Below are 24,811 nucleotides of genomic sequence, written 5' to 3' on the forward strand. Positions count from 1 at the left end.
TTACCTTATTGTATTTATGGGGGAGGGGACTTGGGACGTGAATTGACAGTCCGTGGCCTCAGCTTTGCGCGTCGCGGATCATGTTCCGGGCAATGACCAGCTGCTGGATCTGGGTGGTGCCTTCATAAATGCGGAACAGGCGAACATCCCGATAGAAGCGCTCGATGGCATATTCGCTCACATAGCCGGCGCCACCATGAATCTGCACGCAGCGATCGGCGACCCGTCCACACATTTCAGTGGCGAACATCTTGGCGCAGGAAGCTTCAGTGCTGACGTTACGTCCGTCGTCACGCTGGCGTGCGGCATCCAGGACCATGCAGCGTGCTGCATAGATTTCCGCCTTGCTGTCGGCAAGCATCGCCTGGATCAGTTGAAATTCGGCAATCGGCTTGCCGAATTGCTTGCGCTCAATTGCGTATTGCAGCGAATCGGCCAGCATGCGCTCGGCTGCGCCGACGCTCAGGGCGGCAATATGCAGGCGACCTTTATCCAGTACTTTCATGGCGGTTTTAAAACCCACGCCTTCAACGCCACCGATCAGTTGGCTGGCGGGAACGCGGGCATTTTCGAAGATCACGTCGCAGGTGTGAGCGCCTCTGTGTCCCATCTTGTGATCGGGTTTACCCAACGAGATACCGGCCGTGTCACGCTCTACGATGAACGCACTGATGCCACCGGAACCCTTGATGTCCGGATTGGTGCGCGCCATCACGGTGAAGATGTTGGCGTGGGGGGCATTGGTGATGAAGCGCTTGGTGCCGTTGAGGATATAGCTGTCGCCGTCACGCACGGCCGTGGTTTTGAGCGAGGCAGCATCAGACCCCGAGTCGGGTTCGGTCAGGCAGAAGGCACTGAGTAGCTCGCCACTGGCCAGCTTTGGCAGGTACTTGGCTTTCTGCTCCTGGCTGCCATCGAGCAGTATGCCGATAGAGCCGATGCCGTTGTTGGTGCCGATGTAAGAACGAAAGGCAGGGGAGGTACGCCCCAGTTCGAAGGCGATGTTGACCTCTTCTTCCATGGTCACGCCCATGCCGCCGAACTCTTCCGGAAGGGTCAGGCCGAACAGCCCCATCTCTTGCAATTGCACAACGATGTCGTCCGGGATGTTGTCGGTCTCGGCAACCTCGTTCTCTCGCGGAATCAGCACTTCGCTGACGAACTGACGAAGGGAATCCAGCAGTATTTGCAGGGTTTCGGTATCACGGATCATGTGCGCTCCCAAGGCTCGCAAGCGAGCCGTTTTTTTTAGGGCGCCGTACTCCGTTGCGTCAGCGAGCAGCGGCGCCAATGTTGTTGACCATGTTGATCAGGCGAGGCCCGATATCGTCCATGAGCTGTTCACGGGGTAGCTGAAAGCTCGGTCCACCGCAGTTGAAGGTCAGCAACCCGTACTGCGGGTGCAGCAACGGCACTGCAACGGAGTTGACGTCGCGGTGCCACTCACCGACCGACAGGCAGAAGCCGTAGTCGGCGAAATCCCTGAACGCTCTGTCCAGGCCCTTGCGGATGGCTGGCCATTGCTCCGATTCGCGCTGGCGAATGTGGTCGAGCAGAAATTCCCGCTCGGTTTCCGGCATCGCCGCCAGGCACGCCCGGCCCACTGAACTCTGTGCCAGCGGCAAGTAGCTGCCGATCTGCCGGCGCATGGTCATGTTGCCCTGACCCTGAACCACATCCAGGTACACCATTTGCAGACGATCACGGGCGGCCATGGCGACGGCCGCCTGAGCGTGATTGGCCAATTCCTCCATCAAGGGGTGAGCCACCGTGCGAATCGCCAGATTCGACAACATGGCGTAACCGAAACCCAACACACCTACGTCCAGCTGATACTTGCCTGAATGCACTTCACGCTTGAGGCAGCCCAGCCGCATCAGCGTATTGGTCAAACGCGTCACCGTCGGTTTGGGCAGCCCGGTCATTCGCGCCAGGTCCTGATTGCCGAGCACGTTGTCGCGCGGCGTGAAACACCTCATCAGCTCAAGTCCGCGTGCCAGCGCAGTCACGAACTGGCCAGTGCTTTCGTCTTCGCTCAGCGCGCTGGCGGGATCGAGCATGCCCATCTTCAGTAAGCCGATTTCATCCGCTCCTTTGGACTTGTCCACGGCCTGGTGATCTGCCTTGTTGCGACCCATGGTAGAACCTCGCTTTCGAGAAATGCAAGAAAATAAAATACAGTTTCGTCAGGCGAAATTGTATTCGGTACGTTTAAAAAAACCAATCTGTTTATTAGTCATATCTAAATCACTGTAATTAAAGAAAAAAAACAGATTTATTGTTTTCCTGTTTACAGAAATTTAGAAGCGTACCTATGATTTAGCGTAATTACGGTATTCAGTTTCGTATAGCGAAACAAAAATAAGAGGTGAGTATGGACTCCCAGCTTGAAGCTGTAGTGGATCTGCAAATCCGCGATGATGCCGTCGCTGTCGTACGGATCCAGCGGCCCGAGGTCAAGAACGCGCTCAACAGCGCAGTGCGCGAACAGTTGGCAGAGATCTTTCGCGCCCTGGCCGGCAATGAAAGGGTGCGTGCGATCGTTCTCACCGGTGGTGAACAGTGCTTTGTCGCCGGTGCCGACATCCGCGAGTTCGCCGAGGCCAGCCCTATCGAGATGTATCGCCGCCACACGGAGTACTTGTGGGAGGCCATCGCTCGTTGCCCTAAACCTGTGATCGCCGCGGTGAATGGTTTTGCCTTGGGGGGCGGCTGCGAATTGGCGATGCACTGCGACATCATCGTTGCAGGGCAATCGGCACGCTTCGGCCAGCCGGAGGTCAAGCTTGGCCTGATGCCGGGAGCCGGCGGCACCCAACGCCTGATTCGCGCCGTCGGGAAGTTCCAGGCGATGCGTATCGCACTGACGGGCTGTCTGGTCGCGGCCCCCGAAGCGCTGGCCATGGGCATGGTCAGCGAGGTGGTGAGTGACGAGCGCACAGTGCCGCGAGCCCTTGAGCTGGCCGCTGAAATAGCCGCCTTGCCGCCGCTGGCTGTCGCGCAGATCAAGGAGGTGATGCTGCTCGGGGCCGACTTGCCCCTGGACAGCGCCCTGGCGTTGGAGCGCAAGGCGTTTCAGTTGCTGTTCGATTCCAGGGACCAGAAAGAGGGCGCCAGTGCCTTCCTGGAAAAACGCAAAGCCACCTTCTCGGGAGAGTGATTCATGACACGCGAGATCAACCACATGGCTGTTGTGGGTGCCGGCATCATGGGCACCGGCATTGCCCAGATTGCTGCCCAGGCCGGTATTCAGGTCCTGCTGTTCGACAACCGCGAAGGCGCCGCCCAAGCCGCTCGCGATAACCTTGAACAGACGCTGGACAAGCTGGTGAGCAAGGGCAAGGTCCTGGGCGCAGATGCACAGGCCACACTCGATCGCCTGCAGGTAGCGACCGCGCTGACTGAGCTCAAGGACGTCGACCTGGTCGTCGAAGCCATCATTGAGCGCCTGGATGCCAAGCAGGCTTTGCTCACACAGCTTGAAGCGGTCGTCGGTGACGATTGCATTCTGGCAACCAATACCTCGTCGCTGTCCGTGACCAGCATCGCCCGGGAATGTCGGCGTCCTGAGCGTGTCGCGGGGTTCCATTTCTTTAACCCGGTGCCGCTGATGAAAGTCGTGGAAGTCATCGACGGCCTGGCCAGTGATCCACAGGTGGGTGATCGCTTGCAGGCGTTGGCGGCGCGCATGGGCCACCGTGGTATTCGGGCCAAGGACACGCCAGGTTTCATCATCAACCATGCGGGGCGAGCCTACAGCACCGAAGCCCTGCAAATGCTCAAGGAAGGCGTGGCCGAGCCCGCCGAAATCGACCGCATCCTGCGCGAAGGCCTGGGTTTTCGCATGGGGCCGCTGGAGCTGTTCGACCTGACAGCCCTGGATGTCTCGCACCCGGTGATCGAGTCGATCTACAACCAGTTTTACCAGGAGCCTCGCTATCGCCCGGCCGCATTGACTCGGCAGATGCTTGAGGCCGGATACGTCGGTCGCAAGGTCGGGCGTGGCTTTTACCGATACGCCAACGGCCAAATGATTGATGCTCCCCAGGCACAGGCAGTGCCGGTAGTGGAGACGCTGCCGCCGGTGTGGCTGGGGACCGAGAACGACGCCGATCGTGTCAGCCTGAGGGCTTTGCTGGAGCAACTGGGCGCGCAGGTGGAGCAGGGCGCCACGCCATCCAGCGCAGCACTGTGCTTGCTGGCGCCCTATGGCCTGGATGCCACCAGCGCTACGCAACGCTTTGCCACCGACCCGACACGCACGGTCTGCATCGACCCGCTGCTCGACTGCGCTCGCTACCGCACGCTGATGCTGAACCCGGCAACCCGAGTCGATATGCGCAATGCCGCGCATGCATTGCTGGCTCGCGACGGCGTCGGTGTCAGCGTGATCAACGACAGCGTCGGCTTCGTCGCCCAACGCGTGCTGGCAATGATCGTCAACCTGGCCGGCGATATCGTGCAACAGCGCATCGCCAGCGTCGAAGACCTGGAGGAGGGCGTGCGCCGGGGGCTGGGTTATCCGCAGGGGCCGTTGGCCTGGGGCGACAGTGTCGGCAGCAAACGCTTGCTGACCATCCTGGAGCGCATGACCGAACTGACGGGGGATCCGCGTTATCGGCCGGGCCCTTGGCTGCGCCGCCGCGCGACCCTCGGCCTGTCGCTGTGCCACACCGAATGCGCGCAAACAAAGGTGATATGAAATGGGTGCTTTGACTGGATACCGCGTGCTCGACTTGAGCCGTGTGCTGGCCGGTCCCTGGTGTGGCCAGACCCTGGCCGACCTGGGAGCCGAAGTCATCAAGGTTGAACGACCGGGTGCGGGTGACGACACCCGTGGTTGGGGACCGCCGTGGATGAAGGGCCAGAACGATGAGGCTACCCACGAAGCCTCTTATTACCAATCGACCAACCGCGGCAAGCTGTCGGTGGCGCTGAACCTGGCGAGCGCCGAAGGCCAGGAACTGGTGCGTGCGCTGGCCACCGACTGCGATGTGCTGATCGAAAACTACAAGGCCGGATCATTGGCCAAATACGGGCTGGATTATGCCTCCTTGTCCCAGCTCAATCCGCGGCTGGTGTATTGCTCGGTGACCGGCTTCGGGCAGACCGGGCCGCGGGCTGCGGAGCCAGGCTATGACTTCATCATCCAGGGAATCGGCGGGCTGATGAGCATCACGGGGGAGCGTGATGACCTGCCGGGTGGCGGGCCGCAGAAAGTGGGCGTGGCGTTTTCTGATTTGATGACCGGGCTCTACTCGACGGTCGCTATTCAAGCTGCATTGCTCAGTCGCGAGAAAACCGGCGTGGGTCAGCACATCGACATGGCGCTACTTGATGTTCAAGTCGCCACGCTGTGCAACCAGAGCCAGAACTACCTGGCGTCCGGCAAACCCCCAGGCCGCTACGGTAACGCCCACGCCAACATCGTGCCGTATCAGGTATTCCGCGCCAGTGACCAGGATTTCATTATCGCCTGCGGCAATGACTCCCAGTTTATCGCACTGTGCGAGGCTATCGGTCTGACGGACCTTCCTGCAGACCCACGTTTCGCGCGCAATGCGGACAGAGTGACTAATCGGGAGGCGGTCATCGAGATTCTTGCGCAGCATTTCCTCGGCGCTACCGCCGATGAATGGGTGCGACGGATTCACCCCCAGGGCGTGCCGGTAGGGGCGATCAACAGCATCGCCCAGGCACTGGACGAGCCACAAGTGAAGGCGCGCAATATGCTGGTGAACATCCCCCACCCGCTGAAGGCCGATTTCGTTACCGTGGGCAGTCCCATCAAGTTGTCAGGCACGCCCGTCGAGTATCTGCGCCCGGCCCCGATGCTGGGTGAACATACGGATGAAGTCCTCAAGCGTCAGTTGGGGCTGGACGATGAACGCCTGGCCGAGTTGAAGGCGCGCGGTGTCATCGAGCAGCTTTAGCGATAAACCTCCCGGCGAAATATCATCGACGGCGAACCTCGATAGATACCGAATCTGGCCAGACCCGTTGCCGCCTCGCGGCCCTGGCCATTCCAGTCATAGAAAAGCCAGGACGGCATTGCCGGCAACTGACCGAGAACTGATCCATTGACGCCGGGAGGCTGCAGGCGCAACAGGCCCAGGCCAGCACTCGGTGCGAATAATGTGATCTGGTCATTTGCGTAGTTTTCCTGGCTGAGCTGCCCGTGTATGAGGTTAGCCCTGGCGCCTGCAAAACGGTTGCCGTGGTGCAGGTATCCAGGCCTTCAACCCGAAAGCTGCCACCTGCAACGTTTTGCCAGGTTTCGATGCTCAAGGGCAGGTCCAGACTCTGAAATTCCGAGCCATGGGCGTTGCCCAGACGCAAGCGGCCGAGACGGACTTCGCTGCCAGAGTTGTTGGCGAAGTCATAGTGATACGCCGAACAACCATTGCCATCACCAAAACACGCACCATCGCTATCGGTCAATGTCGCAGCGCTGAAGCTCCCGGCAATGGCCGCAATAAATGGCCGGTCATCGGCCAATGGCAGGATTGCCGGGGTGTACTGCAGGGTTTCGTTGCTCCAACGGTAGCTCTGGCTGCCGTCGCCATCGTCGACACCACCTCGCGTCAGACGTGCTCCGCCACTGTTGGTCAGGCGTCCGCTGGCATCCAGGCTGAGCTTGCCGGTAGTAGAGGTGTATGCATCCGGCACCGGCGTCGCCAACCGCCAGAATGCGCCGCGATCATAGTTATGCTTGATGCTGGCGGCGCGATTGAAACCGGTGACCTTCAGGTTAGGCTCTTGTCCGGCGGCAAAAGCCATGGGCTGACCCTGATAACTGAAGGACGAATCACAGCTGGGCGTGAGGCTGGCACTTGCCTGGACGCCCAGATAAGCGGGAATCAAACGTCCGACCAGGCCGCTCTCACCGCCACTGACGGTTTCACCGAAATAGGCATTGGCCAATGGCGTTGCGCGCAGTCGAAATACGCCGACTTCGGAAATGGAAGTGAGGGTCGTCGTCTGGCTACCTGAAGCATGACTGTAGTGAGCCGGCGAGACTGTTCCGTTGTCGCCGGGCAGGGGAACGACCACTTCACTGACCAGGGGAATGTCACTCATTCGGAAATTGCGCGTGACGTTGTGGTCGCGGCACAACGCAGCCGCCGTCCGGGGCTCGTCGTCCGCCAGCCAGCCGACCGCCTGGATGCGCAGGGGAAACGAATCGCCCGCGCGCACATTGGGGAACACCTTGCAATCGCTACTGATACCCGCAACGCTGCACGTTGAATCGGTCTGCCGGCACAAGCCGTAGGGTTTGGCGACGAACACATCGCTCCCGCTCATGCTGAGTCCGGCATCGTTGTTGGCCGCGATGCCCTGATAGCTGGCAGAGAGAGCAGCATCTGCCCGGCGTCGTCGTAACGGACGGTAAGGGGCGTGCTGCCGGTGCTGTCGAAGGCCAGGTCGATCTCGCGCGGGCTGCCTGTTACCGCGGAGCCATTGACCATCACCGGTTGACTGCCCGTACCGGGATCAAGCCAGGCCGAGCTAAAACCCAGTGTGCGGGTGACATTGGAAAACCCCGGCACACAGGCCTGCGAGGTGTCGCTTTTTTTCACGGCGCGCAAGGCAATATGGCTCTGTGGTCGGGCAGCGATCAGGGTCGGCACATCGAACATAAAACCGCTCTCGGCGTAGCCGATCGTACAGCCACTGGTCGAGCAGACGACCGGCCCGGTGCTTGCGGGGACCGATGCGCCGACAGCCAGGCTTACATTCCCCACGGTGCTGCTGCGCAACGTTGCCTGGGCACTGCCGCCGCTGAAGGTAATGGTGTTACCGCTCATGACCGCAGGCGGTGTGGCTGTCCAACCGCTGGAGGGGCTCAGGGTCATACTGACTGGATCGGCGTAAAGGCTGCAGTCGGCACTGCTGCAGGCACTGATGGTGATCGGCTGCGGATTGCAGGTCAGCGCTGCGAGGGACAGGTTGTGGTGGGCGTGCATGCCAGTCTCGGTTTCCGGCTTGAGCACCTCCTTGAACGCGCGGAAACGCTCGCGGATGTCCTGCATGTTCATCGCCCCGCCGGAGTCGGCCATGTACACGCAGGTGGCGCCGTAGCTTTCCATCAGCTTGGCTTGCGCCGCCAACTGCTCGGCCGGGATCATGTGGCTCATCATCAGGAAGCCGACGGTGTCCATGCCCAGTTCGCGGGCGTATTCGATGTGCTGTTTCGACACGTCCGCTTCGGTGCAATGGGTGGCGATGCGCACCACCCGCGCCCCGGCGTTGTAGGCCGCCTTGAGGTCATGCACCGTACTGATGCCGGGCAACAACAGAGTGGTGATTTTGGCGTGAGTGATGACATCGGCGGCCGCTTCGATCCACTCCAGATCCGTGTGCGCGGCAAAGCCGTAGTTGAAACTCGACCCTTGCAGCCCGTCACCGTGGGCGACTTCGATCGAATCAACCTTGGCCTTGTCCAGGGCGCGGGCGAACGGATTGAGAACAACAAAGGACATGCGTTTGCTATTGGTCCATCTATCAAATATACCAGCAATAAAGGTTGGTTTTTGACTGCGAAATGGCAACAGGAGTCAGCAGTGCGAAACAGGGCCGAAGGCAACGCGTATTGGTTGAAATTGACGATACCTTTCTAGCTGAGTCTGGTCTGATTTGTAACGCGTGCGCTCTATGCGCTGCTGGAGCGCCCCCCAACCGTCATCTGTAAATGGTTCGACCGCGTTCACGGGTGAGTTGATTGTCGTCCTTAGGCCTTGGGCTCGTTACTGTAAGGCCAATGAACCAAAAAGCCTGGATACGTTTTTCTCGCGATACTGCTTGGGCGTCATGGACAGTTTTTCCTGGAACAGTCGGGTCATGTGGCTCTGGTCCGAGAACCCGCAATCCATGGCGACCGCTTTCAACGGTACATCACGCACCGTAGACAAGATCCGCTCAGCTTTTTTCAAGCGGCGCGACTGAACGTACTGATGGGGCGAGACCCCGTACACAGCCCCGAACACCCGTACAAAGTACGACGGGCTCAGGTCGACTATGGCGGCCATATCTTTTACCGAAATCGGGCAGGCCAGGTGTGAATCGATGTATTGCTGAAGCTGGTCGCGTTTCATGTTCGTCAGGCGAGACGCTTGATCGCTGTCTCTCAGGTCACAGCGCACATACTGGCGCAGCAGATGAATGCACATCTGTATTTCCAGGGTCTGGGCGAAGATGCTGCTGCCCGGTTCGCCACTCAAGCATTCCATTTCATAACTTGCCATGAGCCTGGAGAGCTTCGCGTCGTTGACGATGGGGCAGTGGTCGACAAAAACACCGTCAACATCCTGTTGAAAAACTTCATTGGCGACCTTCGCCATCATCGCTTGCGAGATGTAGATATGACTGACTTCGATATCGTTCATCCAGTACCACCTGGATGATTCGCCTCGAGTCAAAATGGTCACGTCGTTATCGCCAACGGACCATTTTTGCCATTGCTTGCCATCATGGAAACCCAGATTGGATGTTCCCGATTTCCATCTCACCAGCTCGTAATCGCGCATGCAGGGGATGCTGACTTCGGTTTTGTCAAAGCGATAGCCGCGGATCGACATGCCGTTATCGGGTGCAGTCTCAACGGTACCTTTGATCGTGACTTCACCAGGGATAACGTCCAGCATTTTTTCTGGCGTTAAGAGGATGGCACTCATCACAACTCCCTTTTTATTGGTATTTGCAGTGGAGTTTTTTATCAGCACTTGCCAGTTTTTGAGGGTTGATGGCGTAGCGTTCTCACATTCAAAAACTAACACATCCTTCAAGCTTGTAAGCAAAACAAGCTTGCCATCGATCGGGGGGGGTTCCACAGCTCGTCTGGCAAGCCTTCTCTTACTTCACCTGGGTTTCGTGGTCACTCGGCTCGGCATAACCCGGTCGCCATCGGCGCAGGTGAGTGTGGCGCTCGTAGGCCTGCGCCGATGGGTAAGTCACCAGTTCAATCGTGCTGCCCCAAGGCGTGCGGGTGTATACGTAGCGATTACCTTTCCCGGCGTCACCGCCCGGGAGGTCGCCAGGGCGGCTGAGCAGAACACCACCGGCCTTCTCCAGACGATTGGCGGCAGCGTCGATATCGTCAACGTAAATACAGATGTGCTGAATACCCAAGTCGCTTGGAACAACGGGCTGCGACTGCGGCACCCCGGTGTAGGAAAACAGCTCCAGGTTGGGGCCGTTGCCAAGACGAAGCATGCGGATTGCGGTAATCACAGCACCGGGTGCAATGCCGAGTCCCGCCTCCACCTCAGGCCCTCCTAAGGGCGCGTCAAGCATGTCGTATAGCTTCTCGGCACCAAAGGCGTCGACGAAGAATCGGGTTGCCGCTTCCATATCCGGAACGGTAATGCCTACGTGTTCGATCGCGCGAACGTTCATGTCAACTCTCCTATTTTCGCTGCCGCCCAGAAGCCGGACTGGGTCGCCTCATACATCCGCCCGCCACGCGACCTCGTTCCGATGCTATGGACGCGAATGTCATCGACGGACTCCTCCAGTACAGTGGAAGCATTGCGGGCGGTCGCCATCACCACATAGCCGTCATCGGGCGCCGTGCCGGCTGTCCGGATCGATACGTCCAGGCCCTTGAGAAGGCCGGTAAGATGGTCGCGCTGCATATCATTGGTATCGACACCCACCCCATCAGCGGGTGAAACAAGGCTGACCTTTTTGCCTTGCTCGGCCATCCACAGGGCGGCGAACATTGCGGTCTCGGTTTCACCAAATACGGTGACGTCGTCAGCCATGGGCAGATCCGCGTTTGCCAGCATGTCGGCCACATCCGGACCTTGATCCTGCGCAACGGTACCGGTCGCAAGCAGTACGGTGTCCCACGGGGACAAGTCCAAATCAGCTGCATCGGTATTGAATTGCACGTCGACGCCCACGCGTTCAAGTTCGCTCTCGTAGAAGTGGATCATGTTCTTGACCTCCATGCGAAACGGGCTCGCAGCTGCCCAGGCATGAAGTTGACCGCCGATGCGATCCGATCTTTCGACTAACCGCACACGATGTCCGCGCTCAGCGGCGAGGATCGCGGCCTCACAGCCGGAAGGCCCGCCACCGACGATCAGTACTTGTTGCTGATTGGACGCCGGGCGGCGAGCGTCACTCGCCCGGCGTTCCTGGCCGAGGGTAGGGTTTATCACGCACTGGGTGCCCTTGCCGTTGAACATCCACCGTGAGATGCATTCATTGACCGCCAGGCAGCGGCGGACACTCTGCGGTTGCCCGCGCCGTGTCTTGTTAACCGTTTCGGGGTCCGCAAGACCAGATCGACCCAAGGCCACAAAGTCGAGTTCGCCGTTGGACACCGATTGTGCCATCTCGTCAAAGAGCCAGGTGAGACGACCGACGCCGATCACCGGGATCGAGACACGCTTTTTCACGAGCTTGGCGTAATCCACTAATGATCCTGGCGCGATCATGGGCAGCAACGTCATCGCCGTGTCGTAGTTCCCGGCGCTGACATCCAGGGCGTCGACGTAAGGCTCGAGCATTTCGCAAAAAGCCAGGCCATCTTCCAGGGAGAGGCCGCCCTCGTAAGGCTCCATCACGCTCAGGCGATACAGGATCGGAAAGTCTGCACCGACCTGTGCGCGAACCCCACGCACGACTTCGAGGGCGAAACGGGCACGGTTTTCAAGGGATCCACCCCAACGGTCGGTGCGTTTGTTGGTGAAAGGGGAGAGAAACTGGCCGAGCAAATAGCCATGCGCACCGTGCAGCTCAACGGCATCAAAACCAGCAGCCACGGCGCGCCGGGCACCTTGGACATATTTGTCGATCAGCCCGGGAATTTCATGTTCTTCGATTGCTCGCGGTGGAGTGCCGAAGGCGCTGGTGATGCCTGCTGTCGGCGCGAGTGGCGGTTCGTTGCGTTCCGTATTGCCTTGGGAGTTCTGGCGCCCAGTGTGGTGCAGCTGCACCGCAATCTTCGCGCCTTCACCGTGGACGGCGTCGACCAGATTGCTGAGTGCGCCAATGAACCTGTCGTGGTCAATTCGCATCGGGTGGCCTGCCGTGCGCCCGACTTCCCAATCGATAGAGGTGTTTTCGGTGATGATCAGCCCCACCCCTCCACGGGCGCGGGCCCGATGGTATTCGATGAGCTTATCGTCAACCTCACCGAAGGTACTGGCGAACTGAGTGAAGATCGGCGCTTGCACGAAGCGGTTGCGCAATTGCAGGGTGCCGATCCGCCCTGGCTGGTAGAGTGCCGCAGCAGGGCTGTCTGTAACCAGAAGATTACGGATGTCTAGGTGTGCCATTGCCATCTCCTCAATATTTTTTTTGTTTTGAGGTTCGAGCATGGAATGAGAGCCGGCCTGAGTATTGAACGTTTATGCCCAGGCGTTGAAGAATCCTGCTTTGGCGTCGCAGCGGTACGCGCTCAGGTGACTTAATCAGAGAACAACTCAAACATCAGCTGGCGAAGCCAACGATTGGCGGGATCCTTGTTATAGCGTGCATGCCAGAACAGGTTTATTTCGATATTTGGCAGCTCCACTGGCGTCGGTAGAACCGCGAGTCCGAAGGGTTGTTCGCAACTGCTGGCGAATCGTTCAGGCACCGTTGCCATCAAGTCGGTGCGTTGAAGTATGTGACCTACGGCGACGAAATGGGGAACCTCCAGGCGTATGTTTCGCTCGATGCCGGCCCGCGCCAGAAACGTATCGACTTCACCGTGCCCCGTGTTCGCCGCTACGACGCGAACATGTTCATAGCTGCAAAAGCGCTCCAGCGTTAACGGTTCCCTGGTGGCAGGGTGGTCCTTGCGGCATATGCAGACATAGCGATGATGAAACAGGCGCTGCTGGAAAAATCCAGCCTGCAGGTGCGGCAGTAATCCAACGGCGAGGTCGATCGCACCGTTCTGCAATCCTTCGGCCAAGGTATCGGAGGTGTTGCGCAGTGTGCTGATCGAGCAACCCGGAGCGCGTTCAGCCAGAGCGTCCATCAGCCGCGGCATGAAGTAGATTTCACCAATGTCGGTCATTGCCATCGTAAATCTGCGATTGCAGGTGAGCGGGTCGAACTTGTCCTGTCGGCTCAGTGCATCACGTAAGGTCTGAATGGCCAGTGCAACCGGCTCAGCCAACTGCCGGGCATAGGGCGTGGGCTCCATTCCCTGATAAGTGCGAACGAAAAGCTCGTCGTTCAAAGCGACACGCAGTCGCTTTAACGCGTTGCTGACAGCGGGCTGGGTCAGATCGAGATTATCTGCCGCCGTCGATACCCGGCGGTCGATCAGCAGTTGGTTGAATACCAGAAGAAGATTGAGATCAAGTTCACGTAATTCCATAACGCCTCGTGCAGATTGCGCTCTCGTGAGGGCGATAGATCTTTGCCCATTGTTGGCTCTGCACCGCTCTGAAATCGCCGCTGCAAGAGTCCCAAGCCTAACAAGCGCCAGAGCGCCGCGTCCATCGTGAGAGCAATGGGGCTTTTGCTCGTCCACGATCTTTATTCACGTTCGAAATAATGCGTATTCGCCTGGCTGCATTTATCAGGGTTGATGGTTTGCCCATGATCGAATCCATGTCCAGTCCTGAACGCTCTGCGTAATCCATTGGGCACCGCGCAATTCCCGGAGGCGTCAGATCCTCCGGCTCTATAACAATGACAAGAAGAGCGATGCCATGCGTACGATTGATGTATCAGCCCTGATTGACGGGGCACGTTTCAATACCTTCCATGCGCGCGTGCTGTTCTGGTGCGCGCTCATCATCATTTTCGACGGTTATGATCTGGTCGTCTATGGGGTCGTGCTGCCCTCACTGATGTCCGAGTGGGGTCTCAGCTCATTGCAGGCTGGAGCGCTAGGCAGTTGCGCGCTGGTGGGCATGATGCTGGGTGCGTTGTTTTTCGGTTCATTGTCGGATCGTATAGGCCGACGTAAAACCATCATGATGTGTGTCGCCATCTTCAGTGGGGTCACAGCGATCAACGGCTTGGCCCAGAGCCCCGAGGCGTTTGCGTTATGCCGGTTCATCGCCGGCCTTGGAATCGGGGGGGTGATGCCCAACGTTGTCGCATTGATGAACGAGTACGCGCCGAAGAAATCCCGCAGCACTTTAGTCGCGATCATGTTCAGTGGCTACTCGTTAGGGGGAATGCTTTCGGCGAGCCTGGGCATGGTGCTGATCCCGCAGTGGGGATGGCAGGCCGTGTTCTACGTCGCGCTGATTCCGCTGTTGGCCTTGCCATTGCTGATACGACAATTGCCAGAGTCGATGGATTTCCTGCTGCGCACCGGGCAGACCGTCAAGGCCCAAAATCTGTTGGCACAAGCCGCGCCGTCTTATGAACCCACTGCCAATGACCAGTTGAACCAGATGGTCGCCAAAGGCACGACTGTGTCGATCGCGCAGCTGTTCCAGGACGGGCGCAAGTTGAGCACCTTCATGCTGTGGCTAGCGTTTTTCTGTTGTTTGCTGATGGTGTATGCATTGAGCTCCTGGCTGCCAAAACTCATGAGCGCTGCAGGCTATGGATTGAACTCCAGCCTGGCGTTTCTGATTGCGCTAAATGTCGGCGCGATTATTGGCGCGGTGGCCGGTGGATGGCTGGGGGACCGAATTGGTATCGCCAAGGTCTTGTTCGGGTTTTTCAGTTGTGGAGCATTAGCCCTGAGTCTGTTAGCGCTCAAGGCGCCGTTACCGGTACTTTATTTGCTCATCGCCATAGCAGGGGCGTGCACCATTGGCACGCAGATCCTGGCCAACGCCTGCACGGTGCAGTATTACCCTGCGCACATACGGTCTACAGGGCTTGGTTGGGCGATGGGCGTCGGTCGCACCGGAGCCATCATCGGTCCTTTGCTGGGCGGCGCACTGCACGCTTCTTCATTGCCGCTGCAAGCGAGCTTTCTCATCTTCGCAGTACCAGGTCTGATAGGAGCCATCGCTATTCTGGTGTTTCTCATTCAGAACGCTTCAAGCCGTCAGGCCGCTTCATCCAGGCAAGCCGTGTCGCAGTAACGATGGCCGAAACAGGCGAGCTCAAGGAAGGGCTCGCCTGGCCAATGACTGCTCGTCCCGCGAAGTAATATTCACACCCATGATGGGATGTATGGGAGTTGCGGTATTTATCAATAGCGCTCAGATGGCGATGATTTGGTTACTCCAATAACAATCAGCCTCATGGGTAACTTGCTATGCGTACTTCTCAATCCAAATTGCAAATCGGTATTGTTGGCGGCGGTATTGCCGGCGTGGCTCTGGCCCTGGACCTGTGCCGTCATTCCCATCTGAGCGTGCAGTTGTTCGAAGCGGCTGCAGCCTTTGGCGAGGTCGGAGCAGGTGTCTCCTTCGGCGCCAATGCCGTTCGTGCTATCGCGGGTCTGGGTATTGCCGAACCCTACCGCAAGATTGCCGACCAAACACAGGACCCCTGGCAGGACATCTGGTTCGAATGGCGTCGTGGTGAAGATGCCGGTTATCTAGGCGCAAGCCTGGCCGAAGGGGTAGGGCAGTCTTCGGTACACCGTGCTGACTTCCTCGATGCTCTGGCCAGCCAGCTGCCCGAAGGGATCGCCCAATTCGGTAAGCGCGCCGTCAGCGTGGAGCAGGATGCCGAGCAGGCTCGCGTCCTTTTCACCGATGGCACTGAGCATCGCTGCGACCTGTTGATCGCCGCGGACGGTATCAAGTCTTCAATTCGTGATCATGTTCTCAACGGTCTTGGCCAACCCCTTGTGGCACCGCGTTTCAGTGGTACTTGCGCCTACCGTGGGATGATCGACAGCCAACAGCTGCGCGCAGCCTACCGGGCTCGGGGTGTCGATGAGCACTTGGTCGACGTCCCGCAGATGTACTTGGGTCTTGATGCACATATCCTGACATTCCCCGTTAAACAAGGCCGGCTTATCAACGTTGTGGCCTTCATTTCCGATCGCAGTCGCCCTGATCCAACCTGGCCAAGCGATTCTCCATGGGTGCGCAATGCCAGCCAGGAAGAAATGCTCTCTGCCTTCAATCATTGGGGAGATGCTGCACGGGTGCTGCTCGAATGCATTCCGGCACCCACCCTTTGGGCGCTGCATGAACTCGATGAGTTGCCAGGCTACGTGCACGGCCGCGTGGCGCTGATCGGCGATGCTGCGCATGCAATGTTGCCGCACCAGGGCGCTGGCGCAGGTCAGGGGTTGGAAGACGCCTGGCTTCTGGCGCGATTGCTGGCCGATCCGCAGGTCCTTGCCAGCCAGCCACAAGCGGTGCTCGCGGCTTACGACGCAATCCGTCGTCCACGTGCCTGTCGTGTGCAGCGCACATCCTGGGAAGCAGGGGAGCTTTATGAACTGCGTGATCCAGCTGTAGCCGATGACGAACAACTGCTGGGCAAAACCCTCGCAGAGCGTTTCGACTGGCTGTGGAATCACGATATGCAGTCCGACCTGCAAGAGGCTCGTGCCCAGTTGGGTTGGCGAGCACTTGCCTAACGACTTGAACCGACATGCACGCAGGGAGGCGCAGGATCGGTTCTCAATGCTCTCAAGGTTGAGGCCGAATCGAGCTTCGCCGCCTTTGGTGCCGGCGCGGTCGGCCTGGCTGCAGTAATGGCCGCGAAGGTCGCCGGCGCTACGACCATCATTGCTGTGGACGTCACCCCGAGTCGGCTGGAACTGGCGCGCGAACTGGGGGCAACCCATGTCATCAATAGCCGCGAAGAGGATCCGGTTCAACGTATTCAATGCCTTTATTCCGAAGCTGGTTGATCTCTATCTGCAGGGCCGATTCCCCTTCGACAAGCTTTGCAAGTTTTACGAGTTCGATGAGGTGAACCAGGCGATGGCCGATAGCGAACGCGGTGTCACCATCAAACCGATTCTTCGCATGCCAGTCCCTGCGTCGATCTGACTTTTTCGATTTCCAAAGGAACCCGCAATGACCGTTCAACTCGTGATAGACAATCAAAAACTCGATGCCTCCAATGGCAAGACTTTCCAACGCGTCGATCCGCTCAGTGCCGCGACCGTGAGCGTAGGCGCTGCCTGCAGTGTCGAGGATGCCATGCGTGCCGCCGAATCTTCCCAGCGCGCTTTTCGGACGTGGTCCAGAACCGGCCCAACCGAGCGCCGGCGCATTCTGCTGGCGGCTGCCGATGCCCTGGAATCGAAAATGGCGCAGTTCTGCTCGGTCATGGCCGAAGAGATCGGCGCTTCGCAACTGTGGGCACAATTCAACGTGGGCGCATCGGCCAACCTGCTACGTGAAGCCGCCGCCCTGACCACACAAATCAAAGGCGAAACCATTCCTACCGACAAGCCAGGCGCACTGTCGATGACGTTGCGCCAACCGGTGGGCGCGGTGCTGAGTATCGTGCCCTGGAATGGCCCGGTCATTCTTGGCGCACGCGCGATTGCCTACCCACTGGCATGTGGCAATACGGTGATTTTCAAGGGTTCTGAAAGCAGCCCACGTACGCATGCGTTGCTGGCCGAAGCGTTTTACGATGCCGGTCTGCCGGCGGGGGTGTTGAACTTTCTGATCAGCGCGCCAGAGGACGCCGCAGCTGTGACTGAAGCGTTGGTAGCGCATGACGTTGTGCGTCGAGTGAATTTCACCGGCTCGACCAAGGTCGGCCGCATGATTGCCCAGACCTGTGCCAGTCATCTAAAACGCTGCCTCTTGGAATTAGGTGGCAAAGCTCCTTTCATCGTTCTGGATGACGCGGATATCGACGGGGCAGTCAACGCTGCCGTTTTCGGAGCATTCCTTTACCAAGGACAAATCTGCATGTCGACCGAGCGTTTCGTGGTCGATGAAGCGGTTGCCGACGAATTCGTTTCCCGTTTCGCAGAACGCGTACGGTCACTGGAAACTGGCGTTCCATCCACGACACCAAGCTGCGTGATCGGCCCAATGATCGGCCAGGGCTCAGTACAACGGATCAATCATTTACTCGATGACGCTATTGGAAAGGGCGCTGACATAGTGGCTGGCGGCCTGGCGGAAAACGCCTTGATGGGCCCGACACTGGTCGATCGGGTTACCCGTGAGATGGCGATCTACGATGAAGAGACCTTTGGCCCGGTGACAACCATCGTCCGGGTGAAGGGGGCCGAGCAAGCGCTGGAGGTGGCCAACGACACCGCCTACGGTCTTTCGTCATCCATATTCAGTCGTGATGTGACACGGGCATTGGATCTGGCTGGCCGACTTGATGCTGGCTGCGTACACATCAATGGAGCCACCGTCCAAAACGAACCCCAGGCCCCTTACGGAGGAATGAAGAAGAGTGGCTACGGACGCTTCGATGGGAGTGCCGTCATTGAGGAGTTTACCGAGGTCAAGTGGGTAACGGTCGAGCCCTCTGATCAGCCTTATCCGTTCTAAATTTGAAACCGGCGCGCAAGGCGCCAAGCGACGAGGCCAGGCGCTATGTTCATAGCGCCTGGTGTTGTTCAATTGTAGGAGCCTTTGCCTGGCATTTTGATCCCGTGCAGATTCACTTTGCGATACAGAGTCGCCCGGGAAATGCCAAGCTCCTGTGCCGCCAGCACAGGTTTCCAGCGATTGCGCACCAGCGTATCGATCAATGCCTGCCGTTCCGGGCTACCGGATACCGTTTCCAACCCCCTCACTGGCGCACTCACGCTGAGAGTGGCCGGTAGGTCCTCAACGCCAATCACCTGACTTTTACAGACGGCGCACGCGTATCGCAGCACGTAGTGCAATTGCCGCATATTGCCTGGCCAGCTGTAGTTCAAGAGCATTTCCAGAGCGGCTTCGCTCAGTTCGAGGCGTTCCCCCGAGCGCTGGCACTCTTCGTCCAGCAGTTTATTGATCAGCGCCAGCTTATCTTTGCGCTCACGTAGCGGCGGGATATCGAAGCGCGCGCCGCTCAACCGAAAAAACAGATCCTCACGAAAGCTGCCGTTATCTACCAGGGTGGAGATATCACGGTGGCTGGCGCAAATGACCTGGATATCGACGGACTGCGGTCGCGCACCGCCCAATGGCGCCACCTCTCCCTCGCTCAAAACCCTGAGCAGACGGGTTTGCAACATTAGCGGCATGTCGCCGATTTCATCCAGGAACAGCGTACCGCCGTCAGCTTGCTGCAGCAGACCACGCATGCCTTTGCTGGAGGCACCGGTGAACGCACCGGCTGCATAGCCAAACAGCTCACTCTCAATAAGACTCTCGGGTATCGCCGCACAGTTGACCGCTACGAAGGGCTTGTCACGTCGCTTGCTGGCGGCATGCAGTTGCAGCGCAAAGTGCTCTTTGCCTGCCCCGGTCTCGCCATGGATCAGTACCGGCAGCCCGCGGTCCTTGACGCGCACCGCCAACTCCAGGGCTTGAGCGACCTTGGGATCGAGTGCTGAAGCCACATTGCCGGCCATCGGCACACGGGTGGGTCTTCTTGGCACCTTAAGGCGCACATGCAGGCCTAACGACGGCAGGTAGTGGATGCTGTCATCACCGGAGGCGGGCAGTCGTGCCGATGCGAAGGCCTCTTCAATATGTGTGGGGATTCTTCCACAGCGCTGCAACAGGAGTCGGCGGGCGGCAGGGTTGAGTGCCTCGATCCTGCCATCGCGATCCCAGGCGAACAGGTACTGTGGTTGACTGTCGATGTAACCGGGCAGGGGGTGCGCGCGCATCACCCAAAGATCCTGGGTGCTGTACATGAAGTACGCATTCTCGATGTCAGTGGCACTCTGAATGACCATTTGCCGAATCAGGTGCTGGCTGCGCCGGTCATCCGGTGATCGGATCGAGGAAACATCCAGGACCGCGAGGATCTCGCCGCTCGGCGAAAACACCGGTGCCGCGGAGCAGGTGATGCCGATGAACGCTGCGCGGAAATGATCGTGCTTATGCACCGTGACTGGCAGCTTGTCGATCAGTACTGCGCAGACGCCGGTCGTGCCTTCTTCGCTTTCCGACCAACAGGTTCCCACATCCATGCCCGCGCGGCGGTATTCGCCGCGTATCGTCGGATCGATGCGGTAGTCCACCGTACAACCCAGCGTATCGGTGAGCATCACACAATAATCGGCGTCACGAACGCGGCCGTGCAATCGCGACATTTCATCGCCCGCCAGGTGCAAGAAGTCGTCGACGCGCTCGCGGTGTTCATGGAGTTGGTGAGCCTCAAGGATCCTGGGGCCTTGCAATGAACCGGGGTCGAGTTTGTGATGCTGTACCGAGCGGCGCCAGGAATCGAGGATGACATTGGGCACCGGCAGGGTCGGGGCATTTTCGGCAGTGCGTAACACCCGATTCACATGCTCGACGTGAATCTTTGAAAAGCCAGAGGACATGGTACCTCCGAAGGTTGGATCTTATTTTTCTGTGAGGCTCATTAAAGGCGGGTTGGACAGCCCCTTCAAGCTGAATCGGTCAATCGGTTGCGGTGAGACATAACATCTCAGTATTCGCAGCAGGGCGTGAGGAGAGAGAGCCGTTATGTCTTGGTCCTGCCTGTTGTGTCGCCGTATATTTTCAAGGTTAAACCTCTCTGTTCCGGGCCTTTCAGCCCATTATTCCAGTCTTGGCATTCGACTTGCTCTGACTGTCTCAGCGGGCCGCATGAGACCGCCGTATCTCAACAACAATAATGAACAGAGGCATCACATGAGCGAATTCAAAGCTGTCGATTTCTCCCTGACAGGCAAAGTTGCCCTGGTGACCGGTGCCGGACGCGGTATCGGTCAGGGCATTGCGCTAAGCCTGGCCCAGGCTGGCGCTGACCTGGTGCTCGCCGATTATGATATTGGCATCGCCGAAGAGGCCGCCGCCCATGTTCGCGCCCTGGGTCGTCGAGCTGTCGCCCTGCAAGTTGATGTCAGCAAGGCCGAGAGCGTCGCCAGCATGATTGAACAGGTCAGACAGGCATTTGGCCGTCTCGATGTGGCCGTCAACAACGCCGGTGTGGTCAGTCTCGGCAGGGTCGATGAATTACCGGTCAGCGAATGGGACCGGATCATGAACATCAACGCTCGCGGTGTATTCCTGTGCTGTCAGGCTGAACTCAAGCTGATGCGCGAGCATAAATTCGGGCGAATCATCAACCTGGCCTCGATTGCCGGCAAAGTCGGTTTCCCGGACCTGTCCCATTACAGCGCTTCCAAATTTGCTGTGATCGGTTTTACCAACGCCTTTGCCAAGGAAGTTGCCCGTGAAGGCATCACGGTCAACGCCCTGTGCCCCGGTGTGGTCGGCACTGGCATGTGGCGTGGTGATGAAGGGCTGTCCGCACGCTGGGCCCAACCAGGTGAAACGGAAGTGCAGTCCTGGGAGCGGCACCAGTCCAGCCTCCTGCCTCAAGGTGAAGCGCAAACGGTTGAAGACATGGGCCAACTGGCGGTTTACCTGGCCTGTGCACCCCATGTCACCGGACAGGCGATCGCCGTCGATGGCGGCTTCTCACTCTAGTTGAGCGAGCGGGAATGACCCGCTCAACCCCAATTTTGATGACCACTTTCCCTTGACGCTTAGTCAAGGGAAACGGATGCGGCCTGCTTGCAGCCTTCAAAAACGCGCTGCCGTTAGTGAAGTCTGCAGGCGCAATGACCGAAACAGGAGAACATAATGACAACTACAGTTCTGGCCAAACGTTCCGTTGGCACCGACATCATTAACTACGACGCCATTGTGATTGGCGCGGGCTTTGGCGGCATTTACATGCTCAAGAAGTTGCGCGATGAACTCGGTTTGAACGTTCGCGCCTTTGATAAAGCGGGCGGTATCGGCGGCACCTGGTTTTGGAACCGATACCCGGGTGCGTTATCCGACAGTGAATCTTTTGTCTATTGCTTCTCCTGGGACCGAGAGTTGTGCCAGGAGTGGGATATCAGCACGCGCTACCTGACCCAGCCGCAGATTCTGTCCTACCTCAACCACGCGGTTGATCGACATGGCCTGCGTCGGGATATCCAGTTGGAAACCGGGATCACCTCTGCTGTGTTCGACGAGCAAAGCAGTCGCTGGCTCGTCACTGCTGACGACGGTCACCAATACAGTGCCAGGTATCTGGTCACGGCACTCGGTCTGCTATCAGCGACTAACGTGCCGAAGATAAAAGGCCTAAACCAATTCAAGGGTCATATGTACCACACGGCCAACTGGCCTGCCGATGCCGTGCTGGAGGGCAAGCGGGTGGGCGTCATCGGTACCGGCTCGACCGGTTGCCAGGTCATCACGGCGATCGCGCCAACGGTCAGCCACCTGACCGTGTTCCAACGCTCCGCGCAATACACAGTGCCAGTGGGTAATGGCCCGCTCAGCCGCGACTATGTAGATGACATCAAGCGCAACTACGACGCCATCTGGAAAGAAGTGCGCAGCTCGCGGTTGGCGTTCGGTTTCCAGGAAAGCGACATCCCAACCATGAGTGTCGACGCTGCCGAGCGAAAAGCCATCTTTCAGCGTGCCTGGGACGGTGGTGGCGGCTTTCGCTACATGTTCCAGACCTTTAATGACATCGCAACCAGCGAAGAAGCGAACCTCGCTGCCCAGGACTTTGTGCGGGAAAAAATTGCCGAAATCGTCAATGATCCAGAAACCGCCCGCAAGTTGATGCCCCGCGACCTTTACGCCAAACGGCCGCTGTGTGACAGCGGCTACTACGCCACATTCAACCGGGACAACGTGTCTCTGGTCGACGTCAAGGCCAACCCTATCGAGGAAATCACCGCCAAGGGCATTCGCACCGCGGACGGGGTGGAACACGAGTTGGATGTACTGGTCTTTGCCACCGGCTTCGATGCCGTGGATGGCAACTACAAACGCATTGATATACGCGGGCGCGAAAATGTCTCGATAAACGATCACTGGTCCGACGGACCCTCCAGCTACCTGTCTGTCGCCACCGCCAACTTTCCCAATATGTTCATGATCCTCGGACCCAACGGTCCTTTCACCAACCTGCCACCCACTATTGAAACCGAAGTTGAGTGGGTGTCCGAGCTGATTACCTTCATGGAAGAAAACGAGTTGGCATGCGTGGAACCCGACCCGCAAAGCGAACATGAATGGGGCGCGACCTGCCAGGCAATCGCCGATCAGACCCTGTTCGCCAAGACCGATTCGTGGATCTTCGGTGCCAACATCCCCGGCAAGAGCAACAAGGTTTACTTCTACATGGGCGGCTTGGGGGCATTCAGCGAACATCTGACGGCGGTAAAAAACAATGACTACCGGGGCTTCAAGTTCAAGGCCGTGAGTGTCGCGGACAAGCACGCGCAAAAAGCACTGCACTGATCGACCACCACGCGACTGGCACAAACAGTTGCACTCGCCTGCTGCGCCAGCGGCCAGGCGAGTGTTGAACGGGCGTAATTGCGCCGCACAACGGAGAACCTGCAGTGATATTGAACAACCCTCAGCTCTTGCGCCAACAAGCCTATATAGACGGTGAATGGCTGGCCGCCGACAACGACAGCACCATCACCGTGGTCAACCCGTCGACCCAGGTCACCGTCGGCCAGGTCCCTCGCATGGGTAAGGCCGAGACCCGTCGTGCCATCGAGGCTGCCGAGCGTGCGCTGCCCGCCTGGCGCGAGCTATCGGCGAAGGAGCGCGCCAACACATTGCGCCGCTGGTACAACCTGATCATCGAGAACCAGCACGACCTGGCACACATAATGACCCTGGAGCAGGGCAAGCCATTGCCCGAGGCGCTGGGGGAAATCACGTTCGGCGCTTCCTACATCGAGTGGTATGCGGAGGAGGCCAAGCGTGTTTACGGCGATCTGATCCCGGGTGCCGTGGACAAGCGTCTACTGGTCATCAAGCAACCCGTGGGTGTGTGCGCAGCCATCACCCCTTGGAACTTCCCTAGCGCGATGATCACCCGCAAAGCCGGGCCCGCGTTGGCGGCCGGTTGCACCATGGTCATCAAGCCGGCCTCTCAAACGCCATTTTCGGCATTGGCGTTGGTCTACCTGGCCGAGCAGGCGGGCATTCCAAAAGGTGTACTGTCGGTGGTGACCGGCGCGGCAGCGGAGATTGCAGAAGAGCTCACCAGCAACCCGGCCGTGCGCAAGATTTCTTTTACCGGCTCCACCGAAATCGGTCGCCAGATCATGGAAAAGTGCGCCCACGACATCAAGAAAGTCTCTCTGGAGTTGGGGGGTAATGCGCCTTTCATTGTCTTTGAAGATGCCGATCTCGATGCAGCGGTGGAGGGCGCGCTGGCCTCCAAGTTCCGTAACGCCGGGCAAACGTGCGTCTGCGCCAACCGCTTGTACGTCCACGACAAGGTGTACGACACCTTCGTCGACAAACTCGCCTGCGCGGTGGGTGCGCTGAAGATTGGCGATGGCTTTGCCGACGGGGTCACCCTGGGTCCGCTGATCGATGGCAAGGCCGTTGCCAAGGTACGCGAGCATATCGAAGACGCGCTGGCCAAGGGCGCGAAGGTCATCAAGGGGGGCGCGGTCCATACCCTTGGCGGCAACTTCTTCTCACCCACCATCCTGATCGATGTGCCCGACCATGCTCGGGTCGCCAAGGAAGAAACCTTCGGCCCGCTGGCACCGGTCTTCCGTTTCTTTGATGACACCGAGGTCATCGCCAAAGCCAACGACACCGAGTTCGGCCTCGCGGCGTACTTCTACACCGCGAACCTGGGCAGGGTGTTCCGCGTCGGTGAGGCTCTGGAGTACGGCATTGTCGGGGTTAACACCGGAATCATCAGCTCCGAGGCCGCGCCCTTTGGCGGTATCAAGGCGTCCGGTGTCGGCCGGGAAGGTTCCAGGTACGGTCTCGAGGACTATCTCGAAATCAAGTACCTGTGCCTGGCAGGCATCTAACCCGCGCTAGATCCGCCACTGTCC

General features: G+C 58.7%; 17 protein-coding genes and 4 pseudogenes. 11 read left to right on the forward strand and 10 right to left on the reverse strand.

The features are described from left to right. Positions 1–58: 58 nt before the first annotated feature. Together ACA067_RS14700 and ACA067_RS14705 are read right to left on the reverse strand one after the other, a co-directional pair. The gene (locus tag ACA067_RS14700; RefSeq protein ID WP_497462431.1) at positions 59–1,213 is read right to left on the reverse strand and encodes an acyl-CoA dehydrogenase family protein; all 1,155 of its coding nucleotides are present in this window, start codon (positions 1,211–1,213) and stop codon (positions 59–61) included. Positions 1,214–1,271: 58 nt separating this feature from the next. Beyond that, complete coding sequence (locus ACA067_RS14705) at positions 1,272–2,138, reverse strand: IclR family transcriptional regulator (protein ID WP_497462432.1); 867 nt, start codon at positions 2,136–2,138, stop codon at positions 1,272–1,274. A 236-nt stretch (positions 2,139–2,374) separates the two neighbouring features. Between ACA067_RS14705 and ACA067_RS14710 the strand changes: the two genes are divergently transcribed. From ACA067_RS14710 to ACA067_RS14720, 3 genes are read left to right on the forward strand one after another with little or no spacing between them, the layout of a single operon-like run. Continuing rightward, complete coding sequence (locus ACA067_RS14710) at positions 2,375–3,160, forward strand: enoyl-CoA hydratase (protein ID WP_497462433.1); 786 nt, start codon at positions 2,375–2,377, stop codon at positions 3,158–3,160. A gap of 3 nt (positions 3,161–3,163) precedes the next feature. Next, entirely contained in the window at positions 3,164–4,702 is a 1,539-nt protein-coding gene (locus tag ACA067_RS14715) for a 3-hydroxyacyl-CoA dehydrogenase (RefSeq protein ID WP_497462434.1), read from the forward strand. A 1-nt stretch (position 4,703) separates the two neighbouring features. Beyond that, positions 4,704–5,933 carry a CaiB/BaiF CoA transferase family protein gene (locus ACA067_RS14720; protein WP_497462435.1) on the forward strand — a complete coding sequence of 410 codons (1,230 nt, stop codon included), beginning with the start codon at positions 4,704–4,706 and terminating at the stop codon, positions 5,931–5,933. Here ACA067_RS14720 and ACA067_RS14725 read toward each other — a convergent pair. The 3 genes and pseudogenes from ACA067_RS14725 to dmpG form a co-directional block, all read right to left on the reverse strand. Further along, positions 5,930–7,305 (reverse strand): annotated as a pseudogene (locus ACA067_RS14725) (hypothetical protein). The gene ACA067_RS14720 and the pseudogene ACA067_RS14725 sit on opposite strands and share 4 nt — an antisense overlap. Next, positions 7,302–7,730 (reverse strand): DUF6701 domain-containing protein, encoded by a 429-nt coding sequence (locus ACA067_RS14730; RefSeq protein ID WP_497462781.1) that lies wholly within the window; start codon positions 7,728–7,730, stop codon positions 7,302–7,304. The pseudogene ACA067_RS14725 and the gene ACA067_RS14730 overlap by 4 nt, the downstream one beginning before the upstream one ends. Then, positions 7,716–8,456: pseudogene (dmpG, locus tag ACA067_RS14735) on the reverse strand (4-hydroxy-2-oxovalerate aldolase); the annotation flags it as partial. The pseudogene dmpG and the gene ACA067_RS14730, both read right to left, overlap by 15 nt. Between dmpG and ACA067_RS14740 the strand changes: the two are divergent. Continuing rightward, a pseudogene (locus ACA067_RS14740) lies at positions 8,454–8,621 on the forward strand (transporter); the annotation flags it as partial. The pseudogenes dmpG and ACA067_RS14740 overlap by 3 nt on opposite strands. A 126-nt stretch (positions 8,622–8,747) precedes the next feature. Here ACA067_RS14740 and ACA067_RS14745 read toward each other — a convergent pair. The 4 genes from ACA067_RS14745 to ACA067_RS14760 all read right to left on the reverse strand — a co-directional run bounded on the left by ACA067_RS14745 (position 8,748) and on the right by ACA067_RS14760 (position 13,321). Then, complete coding sequence (locus ACA067_RS14745; protein ID WP_497462436.1) at positions 8,748–9,674, reverse strand: helix-turn-helix domain-containing protein; 927 nt, start codon at positions 9,672–9,674, stop codon at positions 8,748–8,750. Positions 9,675–9,852: 178 nt separating this feature from the next. Further along, entirely contained in the window at positions 9,853–10,395 is a 543-nt protein-coding gene (locus tag ACA067_RS14750; RefSeq protein WP_497462437.1) for a VOC family protein, read from the reverse strand. Next, entirely contained in the window at positions 10,392–12,329 is a 1,938-nt protein-coding gene (locus tag ACA067_RS14755) for an oxidoreductase (protein WP_497462438.1), read from the reverse strand. The genes ACA067_RS14750 and ACA067_RS14755 overlap by 4 nt, the downstream gene beginning before the upstream one ends. 89 nt (positions 12,330–12,418) lie before the next feature. Then, positions 12,419–13,321, reverse strand: coding sequence for a LysR family transcriptional regulator (locus ACA067_RS14760; RefSeq protein WP_497462439.1), 903 nt, complete (start codon positions 13,319–13,321; stop codon positions 12,419–12,421). A 337-nt stretch (positions 13,322–13,658) separates the two neighbouring features. Between ACA067_RS14760 and ACA067_RS14765 the strand changes: the two genes are divergently transcribed. The 4 genes and pseudogenes from ACA067_RS14765 (at position 13,659) to ACA067_RS14780 (ending at position 18,356) form a co-directional block, all read left to right on the forward strand. Further along, on the forward strand, positions 13,659–14,999 hold the full coding sequence (locus ACA067_RS14765; RefSeq protein ID WP_497462440.1) for an MFS transporter: 1,341 nt from the start codon (positions 13,659–13,661) through the stop codon (positions 14,997–14,999). Positions 15,000–15,175: 176 nt separating this feature from the next. Then, positions 15,176–16,459, forward strand: a complete 1,284-nt coding sequence (salA, locus tag ACA067_RS14770; RefSeq protein WP_497462441.1) for a salicylate 1-monooxygenase — start codon at positions 15,176–15,178, stop codon at positions 16,457–16,459. Positions 16,460–16,480: 21 nt separating this feature from the next. Then, positions 16,481–16,877 (forward strand): annotated as a pseudogene (locus ACA067_RS14775) (zinc-binding dehydrogenase); the annotation flags it as partial. Between the two features lie 27 nt (positions 16,878–16,904). Then, positions 16,905–18,356: an aldehyde dehydrogenase gene (locus tag ACA067_RS14780; RefSeq protein ID WP_497462442.1), complete on the forward strand. Its 1,452-nt coding sequence runs from the start codon at positions 16,905–16,907 to the stop codon at positions 18,354–18,356. A gap of 68 nt (positions 18,357–18,424) precedes the next feature. Here ACA067_RS14780 and ACA067_RS14785 read toward each other — a convergent pair whose 3' ends face one another. Then, a complete protein-coding gene (locus ACA067_RS14785; protein ID WP_497462443.1) occupies positions 18,425–20,293 on the reverse strand; it encodes a sigma-54-dependent Fis family transcriptional regulator in 1,869 nt (622 codons plus the stop codon). A 313-nt stretch (positions 20,294–20,606) separates the two neighbouring features. Between ACA067_RS14785 and ACA067_RS14790 the strand changes: the two genes are divergently transcribed. From ACA067_RS14790 to gabD, 3 genes are all read left to right on the forward strand, one after another. Next, positions 20,607–21,407: an SDR family NAD(P)-dependent oxidoreductase gene (locus ACA067_RS14790; RefSeq protein WP_497462444.1), complete on the forward strand. Its 801-nt coding sequence runs from the start codon at positions 20,607–20,609 to the stop codon at positions 21,405–21,407. A 156-nt stretch (positions 21,408–21,563) separates the two neighbouring features. Next, entirely contained in the window at positions 21,564–23,234 is a 1,671-nt protein-coding gene (locus ACA067_RS14795; protein ID WP_497462445.1) for a flavin-containing monooxygenase, read from the forward strand. A gap of 104 nt (positions 23,235–23,338) precedes the next feature. Beyond that, positions 23,339–24,787, forward strand: a complete 1,449-nt coding sequence (gene gabD / locus ACA067_RS14800; protein ID WP_497462446.1) for an NADP-dependent succinate-semialdehyde dehydrogenase — start codon at positions 23,339–23,341, stop codon at positions 24,785–24,787. Positions 24,788–24,811: the final 24 nt, after the last annotated feature.

This window comes from Pseudomonas sp. LBUM1674 (genome assembly GCF_059695635.1).